The organism is Microbacterium galbinum, from assembly GCF_023101185.1.
GTDB classification, from domain to species: domain Bacteria; phylum Actinomycetota; class Actinomycetes; order Actinomycetales; family Microbacteriaceae; genus Microbacterium; species Microbacterium galbinum.
This window is the reverse complement of the sequence record NZ_CP078077.1, coordinates 49,128-65,947: the sequence shown is the minus strand read 5'-3', so window position 1 is coordinate 65,947 and position 16,820 is coordinate 49,128. Positions and strand designations below refer to the sequence as shown.

Sequence of the window (16,820 nt, the reverse complement as noted above, 5' to 3'; positions counted from 1 at the left end):
CGAGCACCCTATCGGGGGTGACACGATGAGTGCACCCACCGCAGCAACACGAGACGCGGTATATCGTCGCGATGCTCGACGCTGCGCCGCCTGCGGCGTCATGGTGCTCACGTTCCAGCACCGTCGCGCGGTCGGCATGGGCGGATCGAAGAACGTCCCCTCGCCGGTCGACGGCCTGTCGCTCTGCGGCACCTGCAACGCGGGCTGCGAGGGCGCGATGCAGGCGCAGGCGCTCCGCTACGGCTGGAAGGTCCGCCGCTGGGTGACGCACCCCGAGCGCGTCCCCGTGTTCTACCCGCTCGAGATGTCGTGGTTCCGCCTCGAGGGCACCGCCCGCGTCCGGATCTCGCACTCGGTCGCGATGGAGATGGGCTGCAGCGTATACGGCGCCGAGTGGCTCTACTGGCACGAGGCGATCGCATGACCGGGCAGATCGTCGCACTCGACCACTTCGCGGGCACCGGATGGGGCGTGGCGCTTCGTTCGCTCGGCATCCGCGAGCACGGCGTCGAGCTCATGGATGAGGCTGTGGCGACCCGCGAAGCTGCGGGGTTCGACACGGTCTATCGAGATGTCTGGGACGGCTTGGCCGATCGCCGCATCGTGCCCGAGCACGATCTCTTCATCGCGTCGCCTCCGTGTCAGACGTTCTCGGTCGCCGGGCGCGGGACCGGGCGGCTCGCCCTCGACCAGGTGCGCGAGCTCATCGAGCACGCCGTCTGGAAGGACGCGGCGGCCCTGCGTGCCGCAGGGAGCAGCCTCGGCGACGACCGAACCTCGCTCGTGCTCACTCCGCTCGCGCACATCTGGGTGCACCGTCCTCGCCTCATCGCGCTCGAGCAGGTGCCGACCGTCTTGCCGGTGTGGGAGGCGATGTCTCGGGTGCTGCGCGAGCTCGGCTATTCGGTCTGGGTAGGCAACCTGCAGGCTGAGCAGTACGGCGTACCCCAGACGCGCAAGCGCGCGATCCTCATGGCGTCTCTCAGCGGTGACGTTGCGCCGCCGACGCCGACGCACTCGCGCTATCACTCTCACGATCCGCAGCGGCTCGACACCGACGTACAGAAGTGGGTGTCGATGGCCGACGCTCTCGGGTGGGAAGGGTTCGCGGCAGAGAAGGCAATGGGGCGCGGCATGGTCGCCCGGCATGGTGATCGGCCCGGCCGAGCGGCCGAAGACCCCGCATTCACGATCCGTGCCTCAGCAGGGGGCATGGAGCCGGGCGGATTCCGATTCCGTCGCCGCGGACTCACCGATCGACCGTCGCCGACGATCACCGGCGGCGGGACCGACACCGGAGGAGCCGAGCCGATCGCGAAGCTCGCTCGATACACGAGCCTGCCGTCTTGGGAGGGAGACACGCGCCGCCTCGTCCCCGAGGAGGCTGCCGCGCTGCAGTCCTACCCGATTGGGTTCCCCTTCCAGGGCGGCAAGGGAAAGCAATTCCTGCAGATCGGCAACGCGGTCCCGCCGCTGCTCGCCGCCGCGATCATCTCGCGACTGACGGCTCCCCAGCTCGAGGAGGTGCACGATGAGCATCATCAGTGAGGCGTTCTCCGCGTGGCGCGAGTGTCGCGCCGAGTACGACGAGACCCTCTACACGCAGTACGAGGCCGCCGAGGCGGCGACGAACGGCGCGATGCTGAACGCCCGCGGCCGCGAGAAGGGCATCGACCCGTTCTCCCTGTTCATGGGGAACGAGACCCGTGCTCTCGCGTACGCGTCTGAGGAGCTCGTCGAGCACTGGGCTGAGCATCCGCGGATCACATTCGCGAAGTTTGAACGGCAGTGGCAGGCGCAGCGCGACGCCGAGCGCCTCGAGGACGCGGCGTGAGCGCCCCGGCGGCCGCGGCCGAGCCCGTCGAGGCACCGGAGTGGAAGGCGAACCGTGAGATCACGCTCGAGCAGCTCCGCATCGTCGACATGGTCCACGAGAGCAAGCCGGCCTGCCGGCTCTGCGGGCAGATCACGAACGGACTCGACCGGTTCGGCCTGTGCTCGAAGGTCTCGCCCACACATCGAGAGTGGCGCGGCGACGTCGTGCCCAGCAAGAAAGCGAGGACGCGATGAGCGCCGAGAAGATGTCCGAGCAGTTCCAACGCGAGGCGCGCCAGCTCGCTCACCATGCCGCCCTGCGCCTGCGCGAGGCGGCGACGAAGCTCGAGAAGTCGTTCACCGGCGAACCGCTCGCGCAGGACGGCATGGACGTCGTGTCCGACCTCGGAGTCGCGGTGTGGTCGGCGCAGTCCTGCATCGCGCACGCCATGCACCGTCACGCGCTGTCGGTCCTGCACTGTGAGCGCGAGCGGGCGGAGGGCAAGCAATGAAGCGCCCGACGATCGGCACGGTCTACGCCGTGTACTGGCCCGCCGAGCAGGTGCTGAAGGTCGGCATCATGTGGCGCGACTCCCGCATCCGGCACATGGTCGCCACCGGCGGCGAGGTGCTCATGATGATGCGCGACAGCCCCGCCGGGTGGGAACCGTACGCGCTCCGCGAGCTCGCGAAGACCTGGCGCCGCGCGTTCGCCTCCGCCGACGACTCCGAGATCATCCTGCGCCGAGGGCGCGGGTACACCGAGTGCTACCGGGTTCCGCAGGGCGAACTCCCGGCAGCAGTAGACGCAATCCTGAGGGGCACGATCCGCCATGACGCTGAGCAGACCACGCACGATCACGGTCGCGGCGTTCCGGCAGATTCGTCGTCTTCCGCCGGCGCTGAGAGCGACGGCCGAGGGGTTGCGGATGCATGCCGACGACCACGGCCGCGGCCGCGTCGAGTTGAGGCAGATCCTCGCCGACGTGTATCCGGAGCAGTCCGACGTGACGGAGTCCGTGCTGGTGGATCACCTGCTCGAGCTCGCCGAGGCGGACGTCCTGGTGCTGTACGAGGAGCGGGGTGTCTCGCTGTACGCGTTCACGCACTGGGGGCGCATCGACCGGCCGACCCGCTCGGAACTCCCGGAGCCGCCACCATTCGCGAGGCGCTCGCGAGAGCCTCGCGAGTCACGCCTGGCGGGGGAGAGAGAGGGCGAGCGGGAGCGCGAGAGCGGGGGAGCGAGCGAGAGCGCGAGTGCGGGCGCGGGCGAGACTCCGTCAGCCCGCATGTCGCGAGAAGTGCTCCCACCGAACCCGTTCTGCGAGGACCATCCCGGCGGAGTGCTGGAACCCTGCATCGCCTGCCAGAACGCCCGCCTACGCAACAAGCACTTCCTCGACATTCGCCGCTGGGAGATGCGCCAGGGGGAGGGGGCCTGGGATGAAGAACCGTTCTGAGATGGCTCTCGCCGAGTTCCTGGACCTGTGCTGCGGACGGTACGCGAAAGAGCCGTCCTACCGAGCAAAGCTCCGCCGAGAGCTGGACAAACCGAAGACCACACGAGCAGCGAGGAGAACCGCAGCATGAACATCGAGAAGACCCGCACCAAGGCGATGCGTCTCCGGCGGAAGACTCGCGAGGGCGGCATCGCCTATCGAGCGCTGACCATCATCGGCGATCGCCACCCCTGGTACGACTGGGGCCACCGCCTGATGATCCTCGTCGGCGAGCACCGGACCGGCAGCTTCGACGCGCCCCGCGGCCGAGACCTCTGGTATCGCTTCGCCGACGAGAACGAGGCGCACGGTCAGATCATCACCACGCACGACTACGCTGACGTCCGCGCGACTGACGGGCAGGACGTGTCGTGGCGCATCTTCGACGTGCAGGACGAGGGCGGCACCGTCAAGCTCGGTTTCTGGGGCGAGCGCATTACGCACTACGGCCTGAGTCGTCGCGAGCTCGCGCTGTTCCGTCGCTGGGACCTCTGGGAGTGCCGGGCGCGGGGTGAGTGGTTCGGTCTGCGCCGGTGGCTCTACTTCAAGGGCCTGCACGCCGCGGTCTATCTGAAGAGGCCATTCGCGTGCAACGCGGTGCCCCCGATGGGTAGCGGAGGGTACTCCCACTGGCATTGCGAGGTCCGGGGCAAGCACGACACGCACCGTTACCGGAACTACACATGGGCGCGGGCCGAGCGCGTGCGCTACGAGGAGGTGCGCTGATGGCCGGCGAGACCGTGATCACCGTCGTCGGCAATCTGACGGCCGACCCCGAGCTGCGCTACACGCAGAACGGCCTCCCGGTGGCGAACTTCACCATCGCGAGCACGCCCCGTTCGATGAAGGACGGCGAGTGGAAGGACGGCGACCCGCTGTTCCTACGCGCGAGCGTCTGGCGCGAGTTCGCCGAGCACGTCGCCGGCACCCTGGCGAAGGGCATGCGCGTGATCGCGCAGGGTCGTCTCCGGCAGCGCTCGTACCAGGACCGTGAGGGCAACCAGCGCACGGCGATCGAGCTCGAGGTCGACGAGATCGGCCCGAGCCTCCGCTACGCGACGGCGCAGGTCACCCGCGCCGCGCGCACCGATGGACAGCGACCGGCGGCATCCGCCCCGGCCGAACAGGAACAGCAGTGGGCGACCTCGGAGCCGCCCGCAGATGGGGGATGGACCTATGGCGACGACACACCGTTCTGATCTGGTCGAGCAGCTCGAGAAGGCGCTCACCGACGAGGCGTACGACGGCGGGAACGGCGCGCTGAGCGAGGAGCAGTTCGCGAAGCTCGTGCGCACGCTCGCGACGACCGCTGCGGCCGTCGTCACCGAGGTGCACACCCCGACCGACGACGAGCGGGAAGCGCTGGCAACCATCCTTGGTGAACCGGTGCGCGGGACGCTCGCCCTTGCCGACCGCATCCTCGCTGCTGGCTTCCGTCGTTCCGAGGTTGAAACAGTCGCCGAGGCGCTTGCTGATGCCGCGGAGCCGCAGGGCGAACCGTCCGACGCCGAGGCCGCCTGGGAGAAGTTCCGCGGCGCGCTGGCCTACTACCTCGACGGGCACGCGATCGAGAGCATCCGTCACGACTTGCGTGCTGCTGGGGGTGTGCGATGAGCACTCACGCGCCGACCACGGAAGAGATCCGGGACTACATCCGTGCAGCGGACCGAGTCACCGCGCACATGTTCTCCGCGGACGCACCCGATGCTGTCGAGGCATTCGATCGCTGGCTGGCTGCTCGCGATGCCGAGGTGCGCGCGAGCGTCGTCGTCGGGGAACCGGAATGGGAGTGGGGGTATCGCCTCGTCGGAGACGACGGGAATGTCTACAAGACGGGCTTCGCGTACGACAACCCGGAGGAGCCCGCCGCGCGGGGAAAGATGCGCGCGGCCGAGGAGAACGAGTTCCACGAGGAAGCAGGCATGCCCCGTCTGCGCCCCGAGTTGATCCGTCGTCAGAAGGCTGGGCCGTGGGTTCAGGTGGACCTGAACGGAGCGGGATCATGATTGCTCGGCTGACCGTCCAGCGAGGCGACATGACCGAGTACCCGCTCGCCGAGCAGGTGCGCGGCGGTTGGCAAAACGGGGCGATCTTCTACCCCGAGGACGAGGTGCTCGAGTTCACCGAGCTCGACGTGCGCGTGCTCCCGCCGGCGGAACCGGAGCCGGTGCTCGGCGACTGCACCGACACCGCCGACTGTGCCGCGCCTGTCCACACGCACGAATGCCCCGCGGACTTCGGCAACTGTGACCAGCCCACCGAGCACGACACACCCGACGAGCCGCACAGCGAGACCGGCCACACCTGGCCGTGCCCGCTCTACTACCCGAGCAACTGGACCGCCGATGCGCTCCCGCTCACGACGTGCACGGGCGCGTGCGCGTCGATCGAACCGGAGCCGCAGCCTGAGGAGGAGACCGATGTCTGACCGCTACTGCATCCGTGGGTGCACGGCCAGGGACTCTCACCTCGCGGCGTGCGAGCGCAGCGGGAACGACTACGACGGTCCGAACCCTTGCCGAGGGTGCGCGCCGGTCGACGCCCGCGAGGGCGTGCTGCTGTGCGAGCGCTGCTACCGCACACTTCGACGCCACCTCGAGGACGCCGCCGACGTCGTCGGGCATCTGCGTTCGATCGCTGACCCGACGAAGGCCGCAGCGTACGACCGTATCCGGGTGCAGTCGTCGTCGATCGAGATCCCGGCTCCTGTCGCCGCCGACCTGATCGATGCGTCGAACGACATCACGACGACGATGAACATGTGGGCGAACCACGTCGCGGGGGAGGACCGCCCCGGCGCTGGCCTCGCCGCCGGTGCGATGGCGGATGCCGCGCACGACGTCGTCCGTCTCGCCGCCGATGTCATCCTCGACGACCTCGATCACCTGGCGAACGACTCGCATCAGATCGAGGCACTCTGTGAGGGCGTGATGGTCGTCAACGGGGCTGCGCCGGACGTGTGGACGGTCGCGGATGCCGCGGTGCGTTGGCCGCTCGAGGACTCGCCCCGGTGGGCGCAGGCCGCGTGCCCGGAGTGCGACCTGATGGCCGTGCGCGTCCAGCCGGGCCGCAGCGGTCGCCCCTCGCGCTACCGGTGCACGACCTCGGAGTGCGACTGGGAAGCGAACTCGCAGGACGACGGCGGACTCTGGGCGGCCGTGTTCGCTGAGCCCGCCCCGCCGGAGGTCCGCCCGCACGATCCGAGCCTGCTCACCCTTGTCGCTGCCGCGCGCCTCGTGCACCGCGAGCCTGGCACCGTGCGCGGCTGGGTGAAGGCCGGAGACCTCGAGGTGCATCTCGGCCGGTACCGCGAGGCTGACGTGCTCGCCACTGCGGCCCGGAAGAGGGGAGAGGCGGCATGAAAATATGGCTCACGCTCGCAGAGGCTGCTGAAGTGGCGGGACGCACTGAGCGCACGATCCGCAACTGGGTCGATGCTGGCGTGCTCAAGAGTCCTGTGCCTGGCCGCTTCGACCGGGATGCCGTGCTCGCCGCCGAGCGGGCCATGCGTCGGCGTATCGGCCGGCCGCGCAAGAACCGGAAGCCCCGGGATCGGTGACATGATCGGGAGCATGACGACAAAGCGAGTGCCCGCCAAGTCCACGGGGTGCAGTACGCTGACCGCAGTCGTCGTGCTCCTGATCGCGTTAGTGATCGGAGGTGTCGTCTGGTCCAACAATCAGCGCGCCGACTGGGAGGCCCGATCGGGTAGCGCGCCAGTGCAACTCGGGGGAACCCTGCAGACCGAGGAATGGCAGATCAGCTCCGCGGTGCTCGACATCGACGCGCGGTACGAGACCACCAAGCTCGTAATCACGCTCAACGGTGTGGGGCGGCCCTATCGAGATCCCGACATTCGAGTGACGTTCGATTCCGGTCTGACCTGTCAGGTGCACGACGGGTGGCGATACTCGCCGCCGACGGCGCACTACTACTGCGATGGGTATCTGCCGATGGAAGAGGTCGACAGCGCCGGAATCGGTACCGTGCAGTTCTTGGAGTGAAACTCTTCAAATGTTTCCGGCCGCTATGTTAAGCTGTGCTTGCACCTGAACTATGACCGAAGCCCTGCCGATACCGGCGGGGCTTTCGGCGTTACAGGCTCCGGAGGCCGAGGTCTACGGCGACGAGCACGATGCCTGCAGCCGACGACCACAAGAGCACCCATTGCCGTCGCGAGTCCACGCGTCGCGGGTGCTGAGGTCGTTGTGAACGATTGAACGCTCCTGCGGTACCGAGCGAGGGATCGAGCCCGTTGGCCTCAAGGAGTCGCGCCCGCTGATCGTTGAGAGCTTCCCTCCGACGGTCGTACTCGACTCCGCCCAGTGTCGCGATGTCCAGCGAATCGACTTGCGGTGTGTACCAGTCGTCGACACGGTCGTATGCACGTGCGATATGCGCCGCACGGCCGTACTCGATCAGCATGGAGAACGCGACGTACAGGGCGCCGAGGATCGGTACGGCAGCGGCGAAGAATGACAGCACAGGTTGAGCGTATCCAAGAGCGACCCCACAATCTGGGCGTGGGCGGCGGGGTCTGGAAAGGCCCGGGCGTGCGGCATCCCCAGTGCCCGCAGAGACGCCCCTGGCACGAGTAAGCCGCCGCCCACGTCCGACCGTCTTCCGGCTCGCCTTCGCTGTGGCGCACATCGTTCACGCGCGCAGGCTGAGCGAGCCGGGCACCTTCACTGCGGGAGGCTGACGATGGGCAACGCGTCGATCCGCAACGGCAAGGGCCACAGGGCCTACCGACGCAAGCAGGCCGCGCTGAAGCGCCGCACGCGCGTCGAGGACCTGCCCTGCGGTTACGGCTCACCTTCGGGGTGGGGATGCGGGAAGCACATCGACACCGACCTGCCCGACACTCACCGCATGTCGTTCACCGCTGACCACGACGAGGCGATCGACAACGGCGGCTCACTTGTCGGCCAGGTGCTCGTTCCGATGCACCGCAGTTGCAATAGCCGGAAGTCGAACCACGCCGCCACAGAGATCTGGGCGGCCACGTAGACCAGGAGGTCACCATGAACACGAGTAGCCGCGTTGACGTCGTGCTCGCCGAGGCACAGCCCGCCGGTGGCGAGCACGCGACCACCCCCACCCTGCAGAGTGTCGTGGATCTCGGGCTCACGTTCATCGACGGCGCCGACATCGCCCCTGACCCGTCCCGTCGCATCATCGTGCTCGCGCCGACGAAGAAGCGCGGGCTCATCGAGGCGGAGCGCCTGGGCATCGAGCCCGTCGCCGTCGTCACCCCGCGCACACCGGACGGCGCACGCGGAGTCGAGGCCGACGAGGTGGTGGTGGCCGACGGGCTGACCGTCGAGGAGAGCGAGTCGCTCACGCTCGCCGTGGCGCCGTCGCTCGCCACCTCGCCCGAGGTTGCGTCATGACCCCGTGGGACCTCATCGTCTGGGCGCTGGCTGCCGCTGCGTCGCTCGTCATCCTCGGGTTCGGTGTCGCGTTCGCCTGGGCACCGATCAGGCTCGCGCGGCTGCTCTGACCCCCTGACCAATCACCCCACCCGGGTCGACCCGCGGATCGTCAAAAAATCCAGGGTCGGCCCGGGGCTGCCAGCCTCCCGCGCGGTCCTGGCGGCTCTCTCCGCAGGTAAAAACGGCGCATGGGGGAATTCGGAGGAGGGGGAGAGCGATGGGACGCCCCAAGGCCCCCTGCGGCACGGATGCCGCGTACCGCCGACACCTCCGCGAGGGCGTCGAGGTCGACGATGCCTGCCGCCGTGCTCACGCGGACGCCGGCCGGAAGCCGTCGAAGCGTTCGAAGCCGCGCGCACCGCGCACGCCCACGTTCGCGCCGCCCGCTGATCCGCACCCGAGCGACGACGCCGAGCAGCCGGACGACATGAAGCTCATCGTCGACACGCTGCGCACCGCGTTCACGACGATCGCCGAATCAGATCCGACCCGGCTCGCTCCGATCTCCCGTGAGTTCCGCGCCGCCGTCGAGGCCGTACGCGGTCCCGCGGATGCGCCGAAGGAGCTCAGCCTTGCCGACCAACTCGCCCAAGCCCGTGCTGCTCGGGCTGCAAGAGCCGCGGGTTCGGGCGCTACCGGCTAGCCGGGTCGACACGCTCCTCGACGACATTCTCGACATCTGCGACCTCGCCAATATCCGCTGCGACCCGTGGCAGGAGGGCGCGCTCGAAGCCGTCGCCTCCATCGACATGGAAGGCCAGTGGGCGGCGACCGAGTTCGGGATCCTCGTCTCCCGCCAGCAGGGCAAGGGCAACATCCTCCTGCCCTACGAGCTCGCCCACCTGTTCCTCTGGCCTCGCGAGGACGGCGCCCCGAAGCTCATCGGCCACACCGCGCACGAGGGCCCCACCGCCCGTGAGGCGTTCCGCCGCGCTCGCCGCATCATTCTCGCGTCGCCGATCCTGCGTGCCGAGCTCGTCGGCGGTGGCAAGCAGACCGCGCAGGGCGTGACCGGGATCTCGACCGGCAACGGCAACATGGCAATCGAGCTGAAGAACGGCAACCGCATCGTCTACTTCACCCGCACGGGTGCTGCCGGTGTCGGTGTCTCCTACGACGTGCTCATCGTCGATGAGGCGCAGCACACGCCGCTGACGATCCTCGAAGCGCTCCTGCCCGCGACGGATGCCAGCCCGAACAAGCAGGTGCTGTTCACCGGCACGGTCCCGAAAGAGGACCAGGATGGCGAATATTTCGAGGGCCTGCGCGACCGCGGCCGCAAGGGTGGCCTCGAGCGCACCGGCTGGATCGAGCACACGCCGGTCGGCTCCGACCACCCGGACGCGATGAAGAACATCGACCTCGGTAGCGCGGACGCGTGGCGCGAGGCCAACCCGGGCCTGGGCATACGCCTCGCGTGGAAGACGATCCAAGACGACTGGGATCGCATGGGGCAGACCAGCCCTGACGCGTTCGCACGCCAGCGCCTGTCGATCTGGCCCGCACGCCGCGTCGTCGTCGCCGAGAAGCTCTCGGCTCTCGACCTCGAAGTGTGGAAGCGGCACGAGGACGAAGAGGCAGCGGTCGCCGGTGACGGCGTAGTGCTGTCCCTCGCGCTCGGGCGCGGTGGTGGTTTCGGCACCATCGGCGCGGCCGTCCGCGCCGACAGCGACACGATCGTCGTCGAGCACCTCCACACGGACAGCGGAACCCTCTGGATCGCCCCGATGGTAAAGAAGCTGAAGGCCGAGCACGGCAACGCGCTCGTCGTGCTCGATCCGAAGAACGCGGCGGCCGTGATCGCCGCGCTCGACCAGGCGAAGGTCAAGTACCTCGCCATGAACCTCGACGAGATCGCCGCGGCGCACACGCTGTTCATCGAGCACGTCAACGCAGGACTCGTCCCGCACCGCCCGCAAGCCGAGGTCACGAAGTCGCTCGAGTTCGCGACGACGCGCAACATCGGCCGCGCTGGCGTGACCTGGGAGCAGTCCGACCCGACGAAGCCCGTCACGATGGCGCAGGCGATCACCTGGGCGCTGTGGGGCGTCCTCAAGTCCGAGGCAACACCGAAGAAGAGCACCCCGCCGCCGCCCAAGGCAGCGGTCCTCAAACGAGACGACGTCGCCGGAAGCGACCTGGACCTCGCGACAGCGAGGTTCTGACAGAGGAGGCCGCCTTGTCTGAGACCGGATATCAGGTCGACTCGACGCTCCCGGGGTGGATGAACTGGGTCGCCGAGACGAACGAAGAGAACCCGGATCTGCAGTGGCCGAAGTCGATCAACGTGTTCGACCGGATGCGCCGCGAAGACCCGCAGGTGAAGTCCGTGCTCCGCGCCGTAACCCTGCCGATCATGCGCACGGAGTGGGCGATCGACGGAACCGGATGCCGACCCGAGGTCGTCGCGCACATCGCGGCTGACCTCGGCCTGCCGATCAAGGGCCAGCCTCCCACGGCGCCGTTGCGCACCAAGGGCCGGTTCTCCTTCAAGGAGTTCCTGCGTCTCGCGCTGCTCTCCCTCGTCTACGGTCACTCCTACTTCGAGCAGGTCTACGACCAGACCTCGGACCCGGGGCGGACGCACCTCGCGAAGCTCGCATGGCGGCCCCCGCGCACGATCTCGAACATCGAGGTCGCCCGCGACGGAGGCCTCATCGCCATCGAGCAGGGCGGCCTCATGGGCAGCGGCAAGGTCCGCATCAAGGTGAAGGACCTCGTCGCGTTCGTGCATGAACGCGAGGGCGCGAACTGGCTCGGCGAATCGCTGTTGCGATCCGCGTACAAGATGTGGATCCTCAAGGATCGCGTCCTGCGCATTCAGGCGCTGACCGCCGAGCGCAACGGTCTCGGCATGCCTGTCTTCACTGTCGGGGATCCGCCCGAGGGCGACTTCGATCAGATGGTCGGCTGGCTCGACGATGAGATCAAGCGCGGCCTCGAGATCGTGAAGCAGGCGCGTGCGGGCGAAGCCGCCGGCGTCTCGCTCTCGAAGGGCTCGACGTTCCAGTTCGTCGGCGTCAGCGGGAAGCTCCCCGACACCGACAAGCCGATCCGGTACTACGACGAGCAGATCGCTCGCGCGGTCCTCGCGCACTTCCTCAACCTCGGAACCGAGACGGGGTCGTGGGCGCTCGGGTCGACGTTCGCGAACTTCTTCACCGACAGCCTGAATGCCGTCGCGCAGAACGTCGCCGACGTCATCCAGCAGCACGTCATCGAGGACCTCGTCGATCTGAACTGGGGACCGAACGAACCGGCACCCCGGCTCGTGCCGGCCGCGATCGGCGAGCAGCAGCAGGTCACCGCCGAGGCGATCAAGGGCCTCATCGAGAGCGGCGCTGTCCAGGTCGACGACGGGTTGCGCGCCTACGTCCGCGACAAGTTCGGACTGCCGGTCGAAGACCTGCTGCCGAGCACTCCCGACGATGCGGAGTCGCGCGAGCTCGCACGGTTCGTCGCCGAGGTCGTTCAGAAGATCTACCTCGGCACGGACAAGCCCGTGCTGCGCCAGGACGAAGCGCGCGAGATCATCCGCCGCGCCGGTGCCGACATCACCGGAGACGGGCCCGACGTGAGTCGGATGCCGTCGACAGAGGCTGAGGAGGCCGCATGACCACGCACAGCTCGGGAGCGAACCGCTTCTTCGGCTCGCACACCCCGCCGAAGTCGAAGGCAGAGATCTTCGACGCGATCACCATGCCCTCACCTGCGGGGGAGGGGACGGTCGCCACGATTCGCCTCTACGGCCCGATCGACAGCTGGGGCGGATGGTGGGGGATCAGCGCGAGTGACGTCAGCGACGTGCTCGACGCGCTCCCCGAATCCGTCACGCAGATCATCCTCCGGATCAACTCGCCCGGCGGCGAGGTCTTCGAGGCGATGTCGATCCTGAACATGCTCCGCGCCCACAAGGCCAGCGTGCTCGGTGTCGTCGACGGACTCGCGGCATCTGCCGGATCCGTGATCGCCGTCGGATGCGACGAGACGGTCATGTCGCCGGGCGCGCAGATGATGATCCACTCGCCCTCGACGATCGTCTGGGGCAACGCACACGAGATGCGCAAGGAAGCCGACGTGCTCGACAGCGTCGAGGAATCGATCATCTCGATCTACCGCGACAAGGCGGGGGAATCCGCCTGGGGCGAGCTGCTCGCCGCCGAGACCTGGTACACCGCCGAGGGTGCCGTCGAGATGGGCCTTGCCGACCGTGTCGCCGTCGTCAAGGACGCCGGCGAGACGTCGACCGCGGGAGCCGAGGACGACGACCCGATCGACCCGCTCGAGGGCGACACCGTCGAGGACAAGTACCAGTCCGCGCGCGCTCGCCTCGGCTGGCACCCCACCGGCGCGACTTCGCCCATCAAGCCCCCGAGCTCGCCCGAGCCGGGTAACACCACAGAAACGGAGAAGCTCACCATGAGCGATACCTTCCTGGCTGCGGTCCGCGATCGGCTCGGCGTGACCGATGCCAACGCATCGGAGGAGACGGTTCTCGCCGCCTTCGACGAGCACCTCGCGGAGCAGGCCGACACCGTGGCGGCCCCGGCCGCCGCGATCCCCGCTGGCACGCAGCTGATCGAGGACAACGTCCTCTCCCAGATGCGCGCCGACGCCGCCGCCGGCCGTGAGGCCCGCGAGCAGCAGATCAGCGACCGCCGCGACGGCATCATCCAGAACGCGATGTCGGAGGGCCGCATCAGCGCGGCATCCGCCCCGCAGTTCCGCGCGATGCTCGACGCCGACGAGACGGCCGCCACCGCGGTCCTCAACTCGCTGGCCGAGAACACCGTTCACGTTGAGGAGGTCGGCCACGCCGACAGCCTCACCAGCGCAGACGACTCGCTGTACGGGTCGATCTTCCCCACCGCGAAGGAGGCCTGAGATGGCCAAGAGCTACCTGCCCCTGTTCCGCCCGGGTGACACCGTCACCTTCGGTGTCAGCGCCGCCGTCGCCGCCGGCCAGGCCGTCGAGGTCTCCGCGACCGTCGACATGGCCGTCGCCCCTGCGGGCGCCGCATCCGCGAAGTACGTCGGCGTCGCCGGCCACGACGCGGCTGTCGGCGACAAGCTGACCGTAGAGGTCGGCAAGCCCATCCACGAGCTGAAGGCCTCCGGTGCGATCACCCGCGGCCAGCGGCTCGAGACGGCAGCCGCCGGAACGGTCCGCACTCTCGCGACCGGCACCGCGGTGTTCGTCGCCCTCACGTCCGCCGCCGACGGTGCGCTCGTGCGCGCCATCCAGCTCTGAGAAAGGAGAGCACGATGCAGACCTACCCGCTCACCCCGAGCCAGCTCGCCAACGTCTCGGCAGCCGAACTCGTCGCGTTCCTCAAGAACCCGACACTCGTCGCTCGCCGCTTCGGAGAGATCCTGCAGGCACAGCAGTTCCTCGGACTGTTCCTCCTGCAGAAGCGCTTCACGATCACCGGCGGCTCGATCGGCGTGCCGATCAACGAGGTCATCCGTGCCGCGCGTGGCGCCGAGATCGTCGCCCCCGGCGGCGAGTACAAGCTCACGCCGATGTCGGCCGAGGAGTACGAGTTCTACTCCGCGATGAAGGACGGTCTCGCGACCGAGGTCACCGACGAGCAGGTCGGACGCCTGCTGCGTCAGCCGATCGACGACGCATTCACGTTCCTGCAGACCGAGCTCGTGTTCTCGGCGAACGAGGCAGCGCTCGGCGCAGTCGCCTCGTCGGTCACGAACACGTTCACGGCCGGCGGTGCATGGACGACCGCGAAGCAGATCTACAAGGATGCGCTGCGCGCCAAGGCGCTCGTGCGCAAGCAGAAGCTCGGTTACGCCCTCGACACCGCAGTCCTCCCCGGAGAGCTGTACGCCGAGGTCATCCCCGAACTGCTCGAGATCCTGCCGAAGGACTCCGGTCAGGCGCTGACCGACGAGTTCCCCACGATCGCCGGACTCACGTGGATCCCGGACGACGGCGAGGACATCGCGGATCCGATGTTCCTCGACCGCCGCCGCCTCGGCGGCATTGCCCGCGAGCAGATCCCCACCCCGGAGATGCAGCACATCGGCGGCGACACCGGCGTCGAGATCGCGGCGATCCGCGAGGCCAAGGCGGAGAAGACCCGCCTGCAGGCGCGCAACGTCCACGTGCCGATCGTCACCGATCCGCTCGCGGCGTTCTACGTCACCGGAACGGAGGGCTGAGATGAGCACCCAGCACATCGCAACTGCCGCCGTGGTGAAGGTCTCGATCGGTTCCGTCACCGGCAACCGCGTCGCGCAGCTCATCACCCGCGGTGACCTCGTCCCCGACGGCGTCGCCGAAGAGCAGCTCGAGCACCTCGTCAGCCGCGGCCTCATCGAGGCCGTCGAGGCGGGGGAGCCCGAGGAGCCCGAGGAGCCCGCGGAGCTCGACGAGGGTGCGTACAAGCGCGTCAGCGTCGCCGACCTCAAGTCCGAGATCGAGAACCGCAACGACGGCCGCGAGGACGACGCGAAGATCGTCCCCGCCGAGCCGGGCCAGCGCCCGCAGCTCGTCGCCGCTCTCCTCGCCGACGACAACAAGTAACCCAAACAGGGGGCGATGCCATGATCACGCACGACAAGATCGGCAGCGATGAGGACCTCGCACGCGAGGTCCTCATCGTCGGTCGTGACATCGCCCCCTGCATCCTCTCCTTCGCTGAAGACAGCGAAGAGGAGAAGGACGCGCTCGCCGTGCTGAAGCGTGTCTACAAGAACCTGGCCGACCGCGGCTCGCACCTAGTGAAGGCGCAGCGCATCGGCTCGGCATCCGTCGACTACGCCGACATCGAGTCCGCGTTCGACGGCCAGCCCCGCCGGGCGCTGCGCGCGCTGTGCACGGCGGCACCCTCCCAGGGCGGGTCTCGCGGGAGCTTCCCGCTCGAGCGCCCGCTCGCGAACCTCTGGCCGGAGCGGTACTGATGCACTTCCCCCACGGCCACACCGTCTACCGGCTCCGCGCCGGCATCGTCCGCGACCGAGTCACCAACCGCGAGGTGCGCGGTGACTGGACCAACCCCGACGTGCTCCCCATCGAGGGCGCGTTCGTCGCGCAGACCTCCACCGCGCTCCTCGGTGATGCCACCCGAGAGCAGGCGGTCGAGGCGAAGTCGTTGTTCTGCGACGGCACGTTCAACGTGCAGAAGGGCGACCGGATCCGCGATGGCGCGGACGGCGCCCCCATCTACAGTATCGACGGCATCCCGCCAGCGGCTGATACGAACCCGTTCACCGGGTGGACGCCGCCGCGAGAGATCCCGCTGACCCGAGCGGTCGGCTGACCGGAAGGGTGGACGCTCATGGCCCGCAGCGGCGACACCGAGATGGAGTTCAACGAGGGCTTCTTCGAGACCGTGCTGCGTGAGCCTCGGGTCGAGCGCCTCGTCGATTCGGTCGGCGAGAAGGCGCTCGCGAAGATGCAGGCAGACGCGCCTCGCGATACCGAGGCGTACGTCGAGGGCCTGCACATCGAGCACCGCGAGTCCCGCTACCGGCGGGTGACGCGCGTGGTCGGCTCGGACAAGAAGACGCTGCTCATCGAGTCGAAGACCGGCAACATGGCTCGTGGCCTGAAGGGTGCGAAGCGATGAGGGTGATGCCGCCCGAGCTCGTCACCTGGCTCATGGGTTACGTGTCGGACGCGGCCGCCGCCGACGGGTATGACGTCGATGTCGTCGGCGCTGAACCCGAGGATCTCGCGGTCCCGCTGCCGCGTCCGCTGATCGTGATCCGCATCGACCCCGGCTCCCGCCTGGACTGGACGACGTTCGACCGCTCGGTCGGCGCATCCGTGCTCGGCGGATCGAAGAACGCTCCGACTCCGATCGTCGACCTCGCCCTCTGGCTCGCATCCGTGCTGTTCGACGACGAGCTCCCCCTCGCCACCGGCAGCCCGATCGCGAGGGTCGACTTCGACGGCTGCAACGGACCGTACGCGGTCACCGAAGAACTCGACGTCGCGCGGCAGTACATGACCGCGCAGTACGTCGTCGAAGGCTCCTGGTGAGCCGCTCACCCGATACGCGGATACGTCGGCAGTCGACGTGACCGTTCACCCACCCATCGGCTCCGCACA

Annotated in this window: 29 protein-coding genes; 27 read left to right on the top strand and 2 right to left on the bottom strand. The window is 68.5% G+C overall.

Annotated elements, in window-relative coordinates; genetic code table 11:
- Nucleotides 1-25: 25 nt before the first annotated feature.
- Genes KV396_RS00395 through KV396_RS00375 form a run of 5 tightly spaced genes read left to right on the top strand, consistent with a single transcriptional unit; the run spans nt 26 to nt 2,327 of the window.
- Nucleotides 26-424, top strand: a complete 399-nt coding sequence (locus tag KV396_RS00395) for a hypothetical protein (protein ID WP_247956484.1) — start codon at nt 26-28, stop codon at nt 422-424.
- Nucleotides 421-1,548, top strand: coding sequence for a DNA cytosine methyltransferase (locus tag KV396_RS00390; RefSeq protein WP_247956483.1), 1,128 nt, complete (start codon nt 421-423; stop codon nt 1,546-1,548). Before KV396_RS00395 ends, KV396_RS00390 begins: the two co-directional genes overlap by 4 nt.
- Complete coding sequence (locus KV396_RS00385; protein WP_247956482.1) at nt 1,532-1,834, top strand: hypothetical protein; 303 nt, start codon at nt 1,532-1,534, stop codon at nt 1,832-1,834. Before KV396_RS00390 ends, KV396_RS00385 begins: the two co-directional genes overlap by 17 nt.
- Complete coding sequence (locus tag KV396_RS00380; RefSeq protein ID WP_247956481.1) at nt 1,831-2,070, top strand: hypothetical protein; 240 nt, start codon at nt 1,831-1,833, stop codon at nt 2,068-2,070. Before KV396_RS00385 ends, KV396_RS00380 begins: the two co-directional genes overlap by 4 nt.
- Nucleotides 2,067-2,327: a hypothetical protein gene (locus KV396_RS00375; RefSeq protein ID WP_247956480.1), complete on the top strand. Its 261-nt coding sequence runs from the start codon at nt 2,067-2,069 to the stop codon at nt 2,325-2,327. The genes KV396_RS00380 and KV396_RS00375 overlap by 4 nt, the downstream gene beginning before the upstream one ends.
- Nucleotides 2,328-2,349: 22 nt before the next feature.
- On the opposite strand, the gene KV396_RS00370 is transcribed toward KV396_RS00375, so the two are convergent.
- Nucleotides 2,350-2,553, bottom strand: a complete 204-nt coding sequence (locus tag KV396_RS00370; protein ID WP_247956479.1) for a hypothetical protein — start codon at nt 2,551-2,553, stop codon at nt 2,350-2,352.
- A gap of 95 nt (nt 2,554-2,648) precedes the next feature.
- Here KV396_RS00370 and KV396_RS00365 point away from each other — a divergent pair, with 95 nt between their 5' ends.
- From KV396_RS00365 to KV396_RS00325, 9 genes are all read left to right on the top strand, one after another.
- Nucleotides 2,649-3,275, top strand: coding sequence for a hypothetical protein (locus KV396_RS00365; RefSeq protein ID WP_247956478.1), 627 nt, complete (start codon nt 2,649-2,651; stop codon nt 3,273-3,275).
- A 126-nt stretch (nt 3,276-3,401) separates the two neighbouring features.
- Nucleotides 3,402-4,040 (top strand): hypothetical protein, encoded by a 639-nt coding sequence (locus tag KV396_RS00360; RefSeq protein ID WP_247956477.1) that lies wholly within the window; start codon nt 3,402-3,404, stop codon nt 4,038-4,040.
- Nucleotides 4,040-4,513: a single-stranded DNA-binding protein gene (locus tag KV396_RS00355; RefSeq protein ID WP_247956476.1), complete on the top strand. Its 474-nt coding sequence runs from the start codon at nt 4,040-4,042 to the stop codon at nt 4,511-4,513. Before KV396_RS00360 ends, KV396_RS00355 begins: the two co-directional genes overlap by 1 nt.
- The gene (locus KV396_RS00350) at nt 4,491-4,928 is read left to right on the top strand and encodes a hypothetical protein (protein ID WP_247956475.1); all 438 of its coding nucleotides are present in this window, start codon (nt 4,491-4,493) and stop codon (nt 4,926-4,928) included. Before KV396_RS00355 ends, KV396_RS00350 begins: the two co-directional genes overlap by 23 nt.
- A complete protein-coding gene (locus KV396_RS00345; protein WP_247956474.1) occupies nt 4,925-5,320 on the top strand; it encodes a hypothetical protein in 396 nt (131 codons plus the stop codon). The genes KV396_RS00350 and KV396_RS00345 overlap by 4 nt, the downstream gene beginning before the upstream one ends.
- 29 nt (nt 5,321-5,349) lie before the next feature.
- Nucleotides 5,350-5,742, top strand: a complete 393-nt coding sequence (locus KV396_RS00340) for a hypothetical protein (protein ID WP_247956473.1) — start codon at nt 5,350-5,352, stop codon at nt 5,740-5,742.
- Nucleotides 5,735-6,676 carry a hypothetical protein gene (locus KV396_RS00335; RefSeq protein ID WP_247956472.1) on the top strand — a complete coding sequence of 314 codons (942 nt, stop codon included), beginning with the start codon at nt 5,735-5,737 and terminating at the stop codon, nt 6,674-6,676. Before KV396_RS00340 ends, KV396_RS00335 begins: the two co-directional genes overlap by 8 nt.
- A 32-nt stretch (nt 6,677-6,708) precedes the next feature.
- Entirely contained in the window at nt 6,709-6,873 is a 165-nt protein-coding gene (locus tag KV396_RS00330; RefSeq protein WP_247956471.1) for a hypothetical protein, read from the top strand.
- A 13-nt stretch (nt 6,874-6,886) separates the two neighbouring features.
- Complete coding sequence (locus KV396_RS00325) at nt 6,887-7,318, top strand: hypothetical protein (protein ID WP_247956470.1); 432 nt, start codon at nt 6,887-6,889, stop codon at nt 7,316-7,318.
- A 91-nt stretch (nt 7,319-7,409) separates the two neighbouring features.
- Here the strand turns inward: KV396_RS00325 and KV396_RS00320 are convergent, their stop codons facing one another.
- Nucleotides 7,410-7,799 carry a hypothetical protein gene (locus KV396_RS00320; protein ID WP_247956469.1) on the bottom strand — a complete coding sequence of 130 codons (390 nt, stop codon included), beginning with the start codon at nt 7,797-7,799 and terminating at the stop codon, nt 7,410-7,412.
- A 219-nt stretch (nt 7,800-8,018) separates the two neighbouring features.
- Between KV396_RS00320 and KV396_RS00315 the strand changes: the two genes are divergently transcribed.
- The 13 genes from KV396_RS00315 (at nt 8,019) to KV396_RS00255 (ending at nt 16,751) form a co-directional block, all read left to right on the top strand.
- The gene (locus KV396_RS00315; RefSeq protein ID WP_247956468.1) at nt 8,019-8,324 is read left to right on the top strand and encodes an HNH endonuclease; all 306 of its coding nucleotides are present in this window, start codon (nt 8,019-8,021) and stop codon (nt 8,322-8,324) included.
- A gap of 14 nt (nt 8,325-8,338) precedes the next feature.
- Nucleotides 8,339-8,707 (top strand): hypothetical protein, encoded by a 369-nt coding sequence (locus tag KV396_RS00310; RefSeq protein ID WP_247956467.1) that lies wholly within the window; start codon nt 8,339-8,341, stop codon nt 8,705-8,707.
- Between the two features lie 259 nt (nt 8,708-8,966).
- The gene (locus KV396_RS00305; protein WP_247956466.1) at nt 8,967-9,392 is read left to right on the top strand and encodes a hypothetical protein; all 426 of its coding nucleotides are present in this window, start codon (nt 8,967-8,969) and stop codon (nt 9,390-9,392) included.
- Nucleotides 9,322-10,914: a hypothetical protein gene (locus KV396_RS00300; RefSeq protein WP_247956465.1), complete on the top strand. Its 1,593-nt coding sequence runs from the start codon at nt 9,322-9,324 to the stop codon at nt 10,912-10,914. Before KV396_RS00305 ends, KV396_RS00300 begins: the two co-directional genes overlap by 71 nt.
- A 14-nt stretch (nt 10,915-10,928) precedes the next feature.
- Nucleotides 10,929-12,365 carry a DUF935 domain-containing protein gene (locus tag KV396_RS00295; RefSeq protein ID WP_247956464.1) on the top strand — a complete coding sequence of 479 codons (1,437 nt, stop codon included), beginning with the start codon at nt 10,929-10,931 and terminating at the stop codon, nt 12,363-12,365.
- Entirely contained in the window at nt 12,362-13,633 is a 1,272-nt protein-coding gene (locus tag KV396_RS00290; protein WP_247956463.1) for a head maturation protease, ClpP-related, read from the top strand. Before KV396_RS00295 ends, KV396_RS00290 begins: the two co-directional genes overlap by 4 nt.
- Nucleotide 13,634: 1 nt before the next feature.
- Complete coding sequence (locus tag KV396_RS00285) at nt 13,635-14,000, top strand: capsid cement protein (protein WP_247956462.1); 366 nt, start codon at nt 13,635-13,637, stop codon at nt 13,998-14,000.
- Between the two features lie 14 nt (nt 14,001-14,014).
- A complete protein-coding gene (locus KV396_RS00280; protein ID WP_247956461.1) occupies nt 14,015-14,926 on the top strand; it encodes a phage major capsid protein in 912 nt (303 codons plus the stop codon).
- A 1-nt stretch (nt 14,927) separates the two neighbouring features.
- Nucleotides 14,928-15,290 (top strand): hypothetical protein, encoded by a 363-nt coding sequence (locus KV396_RS00275; RefSeq protein ID WP_247956460.1) that lies wholly within the window; start codon nt 14,928-14,930, stop codon nt 15,288-15,290.
- Nucleotides 15,291-15,310: 20 nt separating this feature from the next.
- Nucleotides 15,311-15,667: a hypothetical protein gene (locus KV396_RS00270; RefSeq protein ID WP_247956459.1), complete on the top strand. Its 357-nt coding sequence runs from the start codon at nt 15,311-15,313 to the stop codon at nt 15,665-15,667.
- On the top strand, nt 15,667-16,026 hold the full coding sequence (locus KV396_RS00265; RefSeq protein WP_247956458.1) for a hypothetical protein: 360 nt from the start codon (nt 15,667-15,669) through the stop codon (nt 16,024-16,026). The genes KV396_RS00270 and KV396_RS00265 overlap by 1 nt, the downstream gene beginning before the upstream one ends.
- Before the next feature lie 18 nt (nt 16,027-16,044).
- On the top strand, nt 16,045-16,335 hold the full coding sequence (locus KV396_RS00260) for an HK97 gp10 family phage protein (RefSeq protein ID WP_247956457.1): 291 nt from the start codon (nt 16,045-16,047) through the stop codon (nt 16,333-16,335).
- Nucleotides 16,332-16,751 carry a hypothetical protein gene (locus tag KV396_RS00255; protein ID WP_247956456.1) on the top strand — a complete coding sequence of 140 codons (420 nt, stop codon included), beginning with the start codon at nt 16,332-16,334 and terminating at the stop codon, nt 16,749-16,751. Before KV396_RS00260 ends, KV396_RS00255 begins: the two co-directional genes overlap by 4 nt.
- The last annotated feature ends 69 nt before the right edge of the window (nt 16,752-16,820 follow it).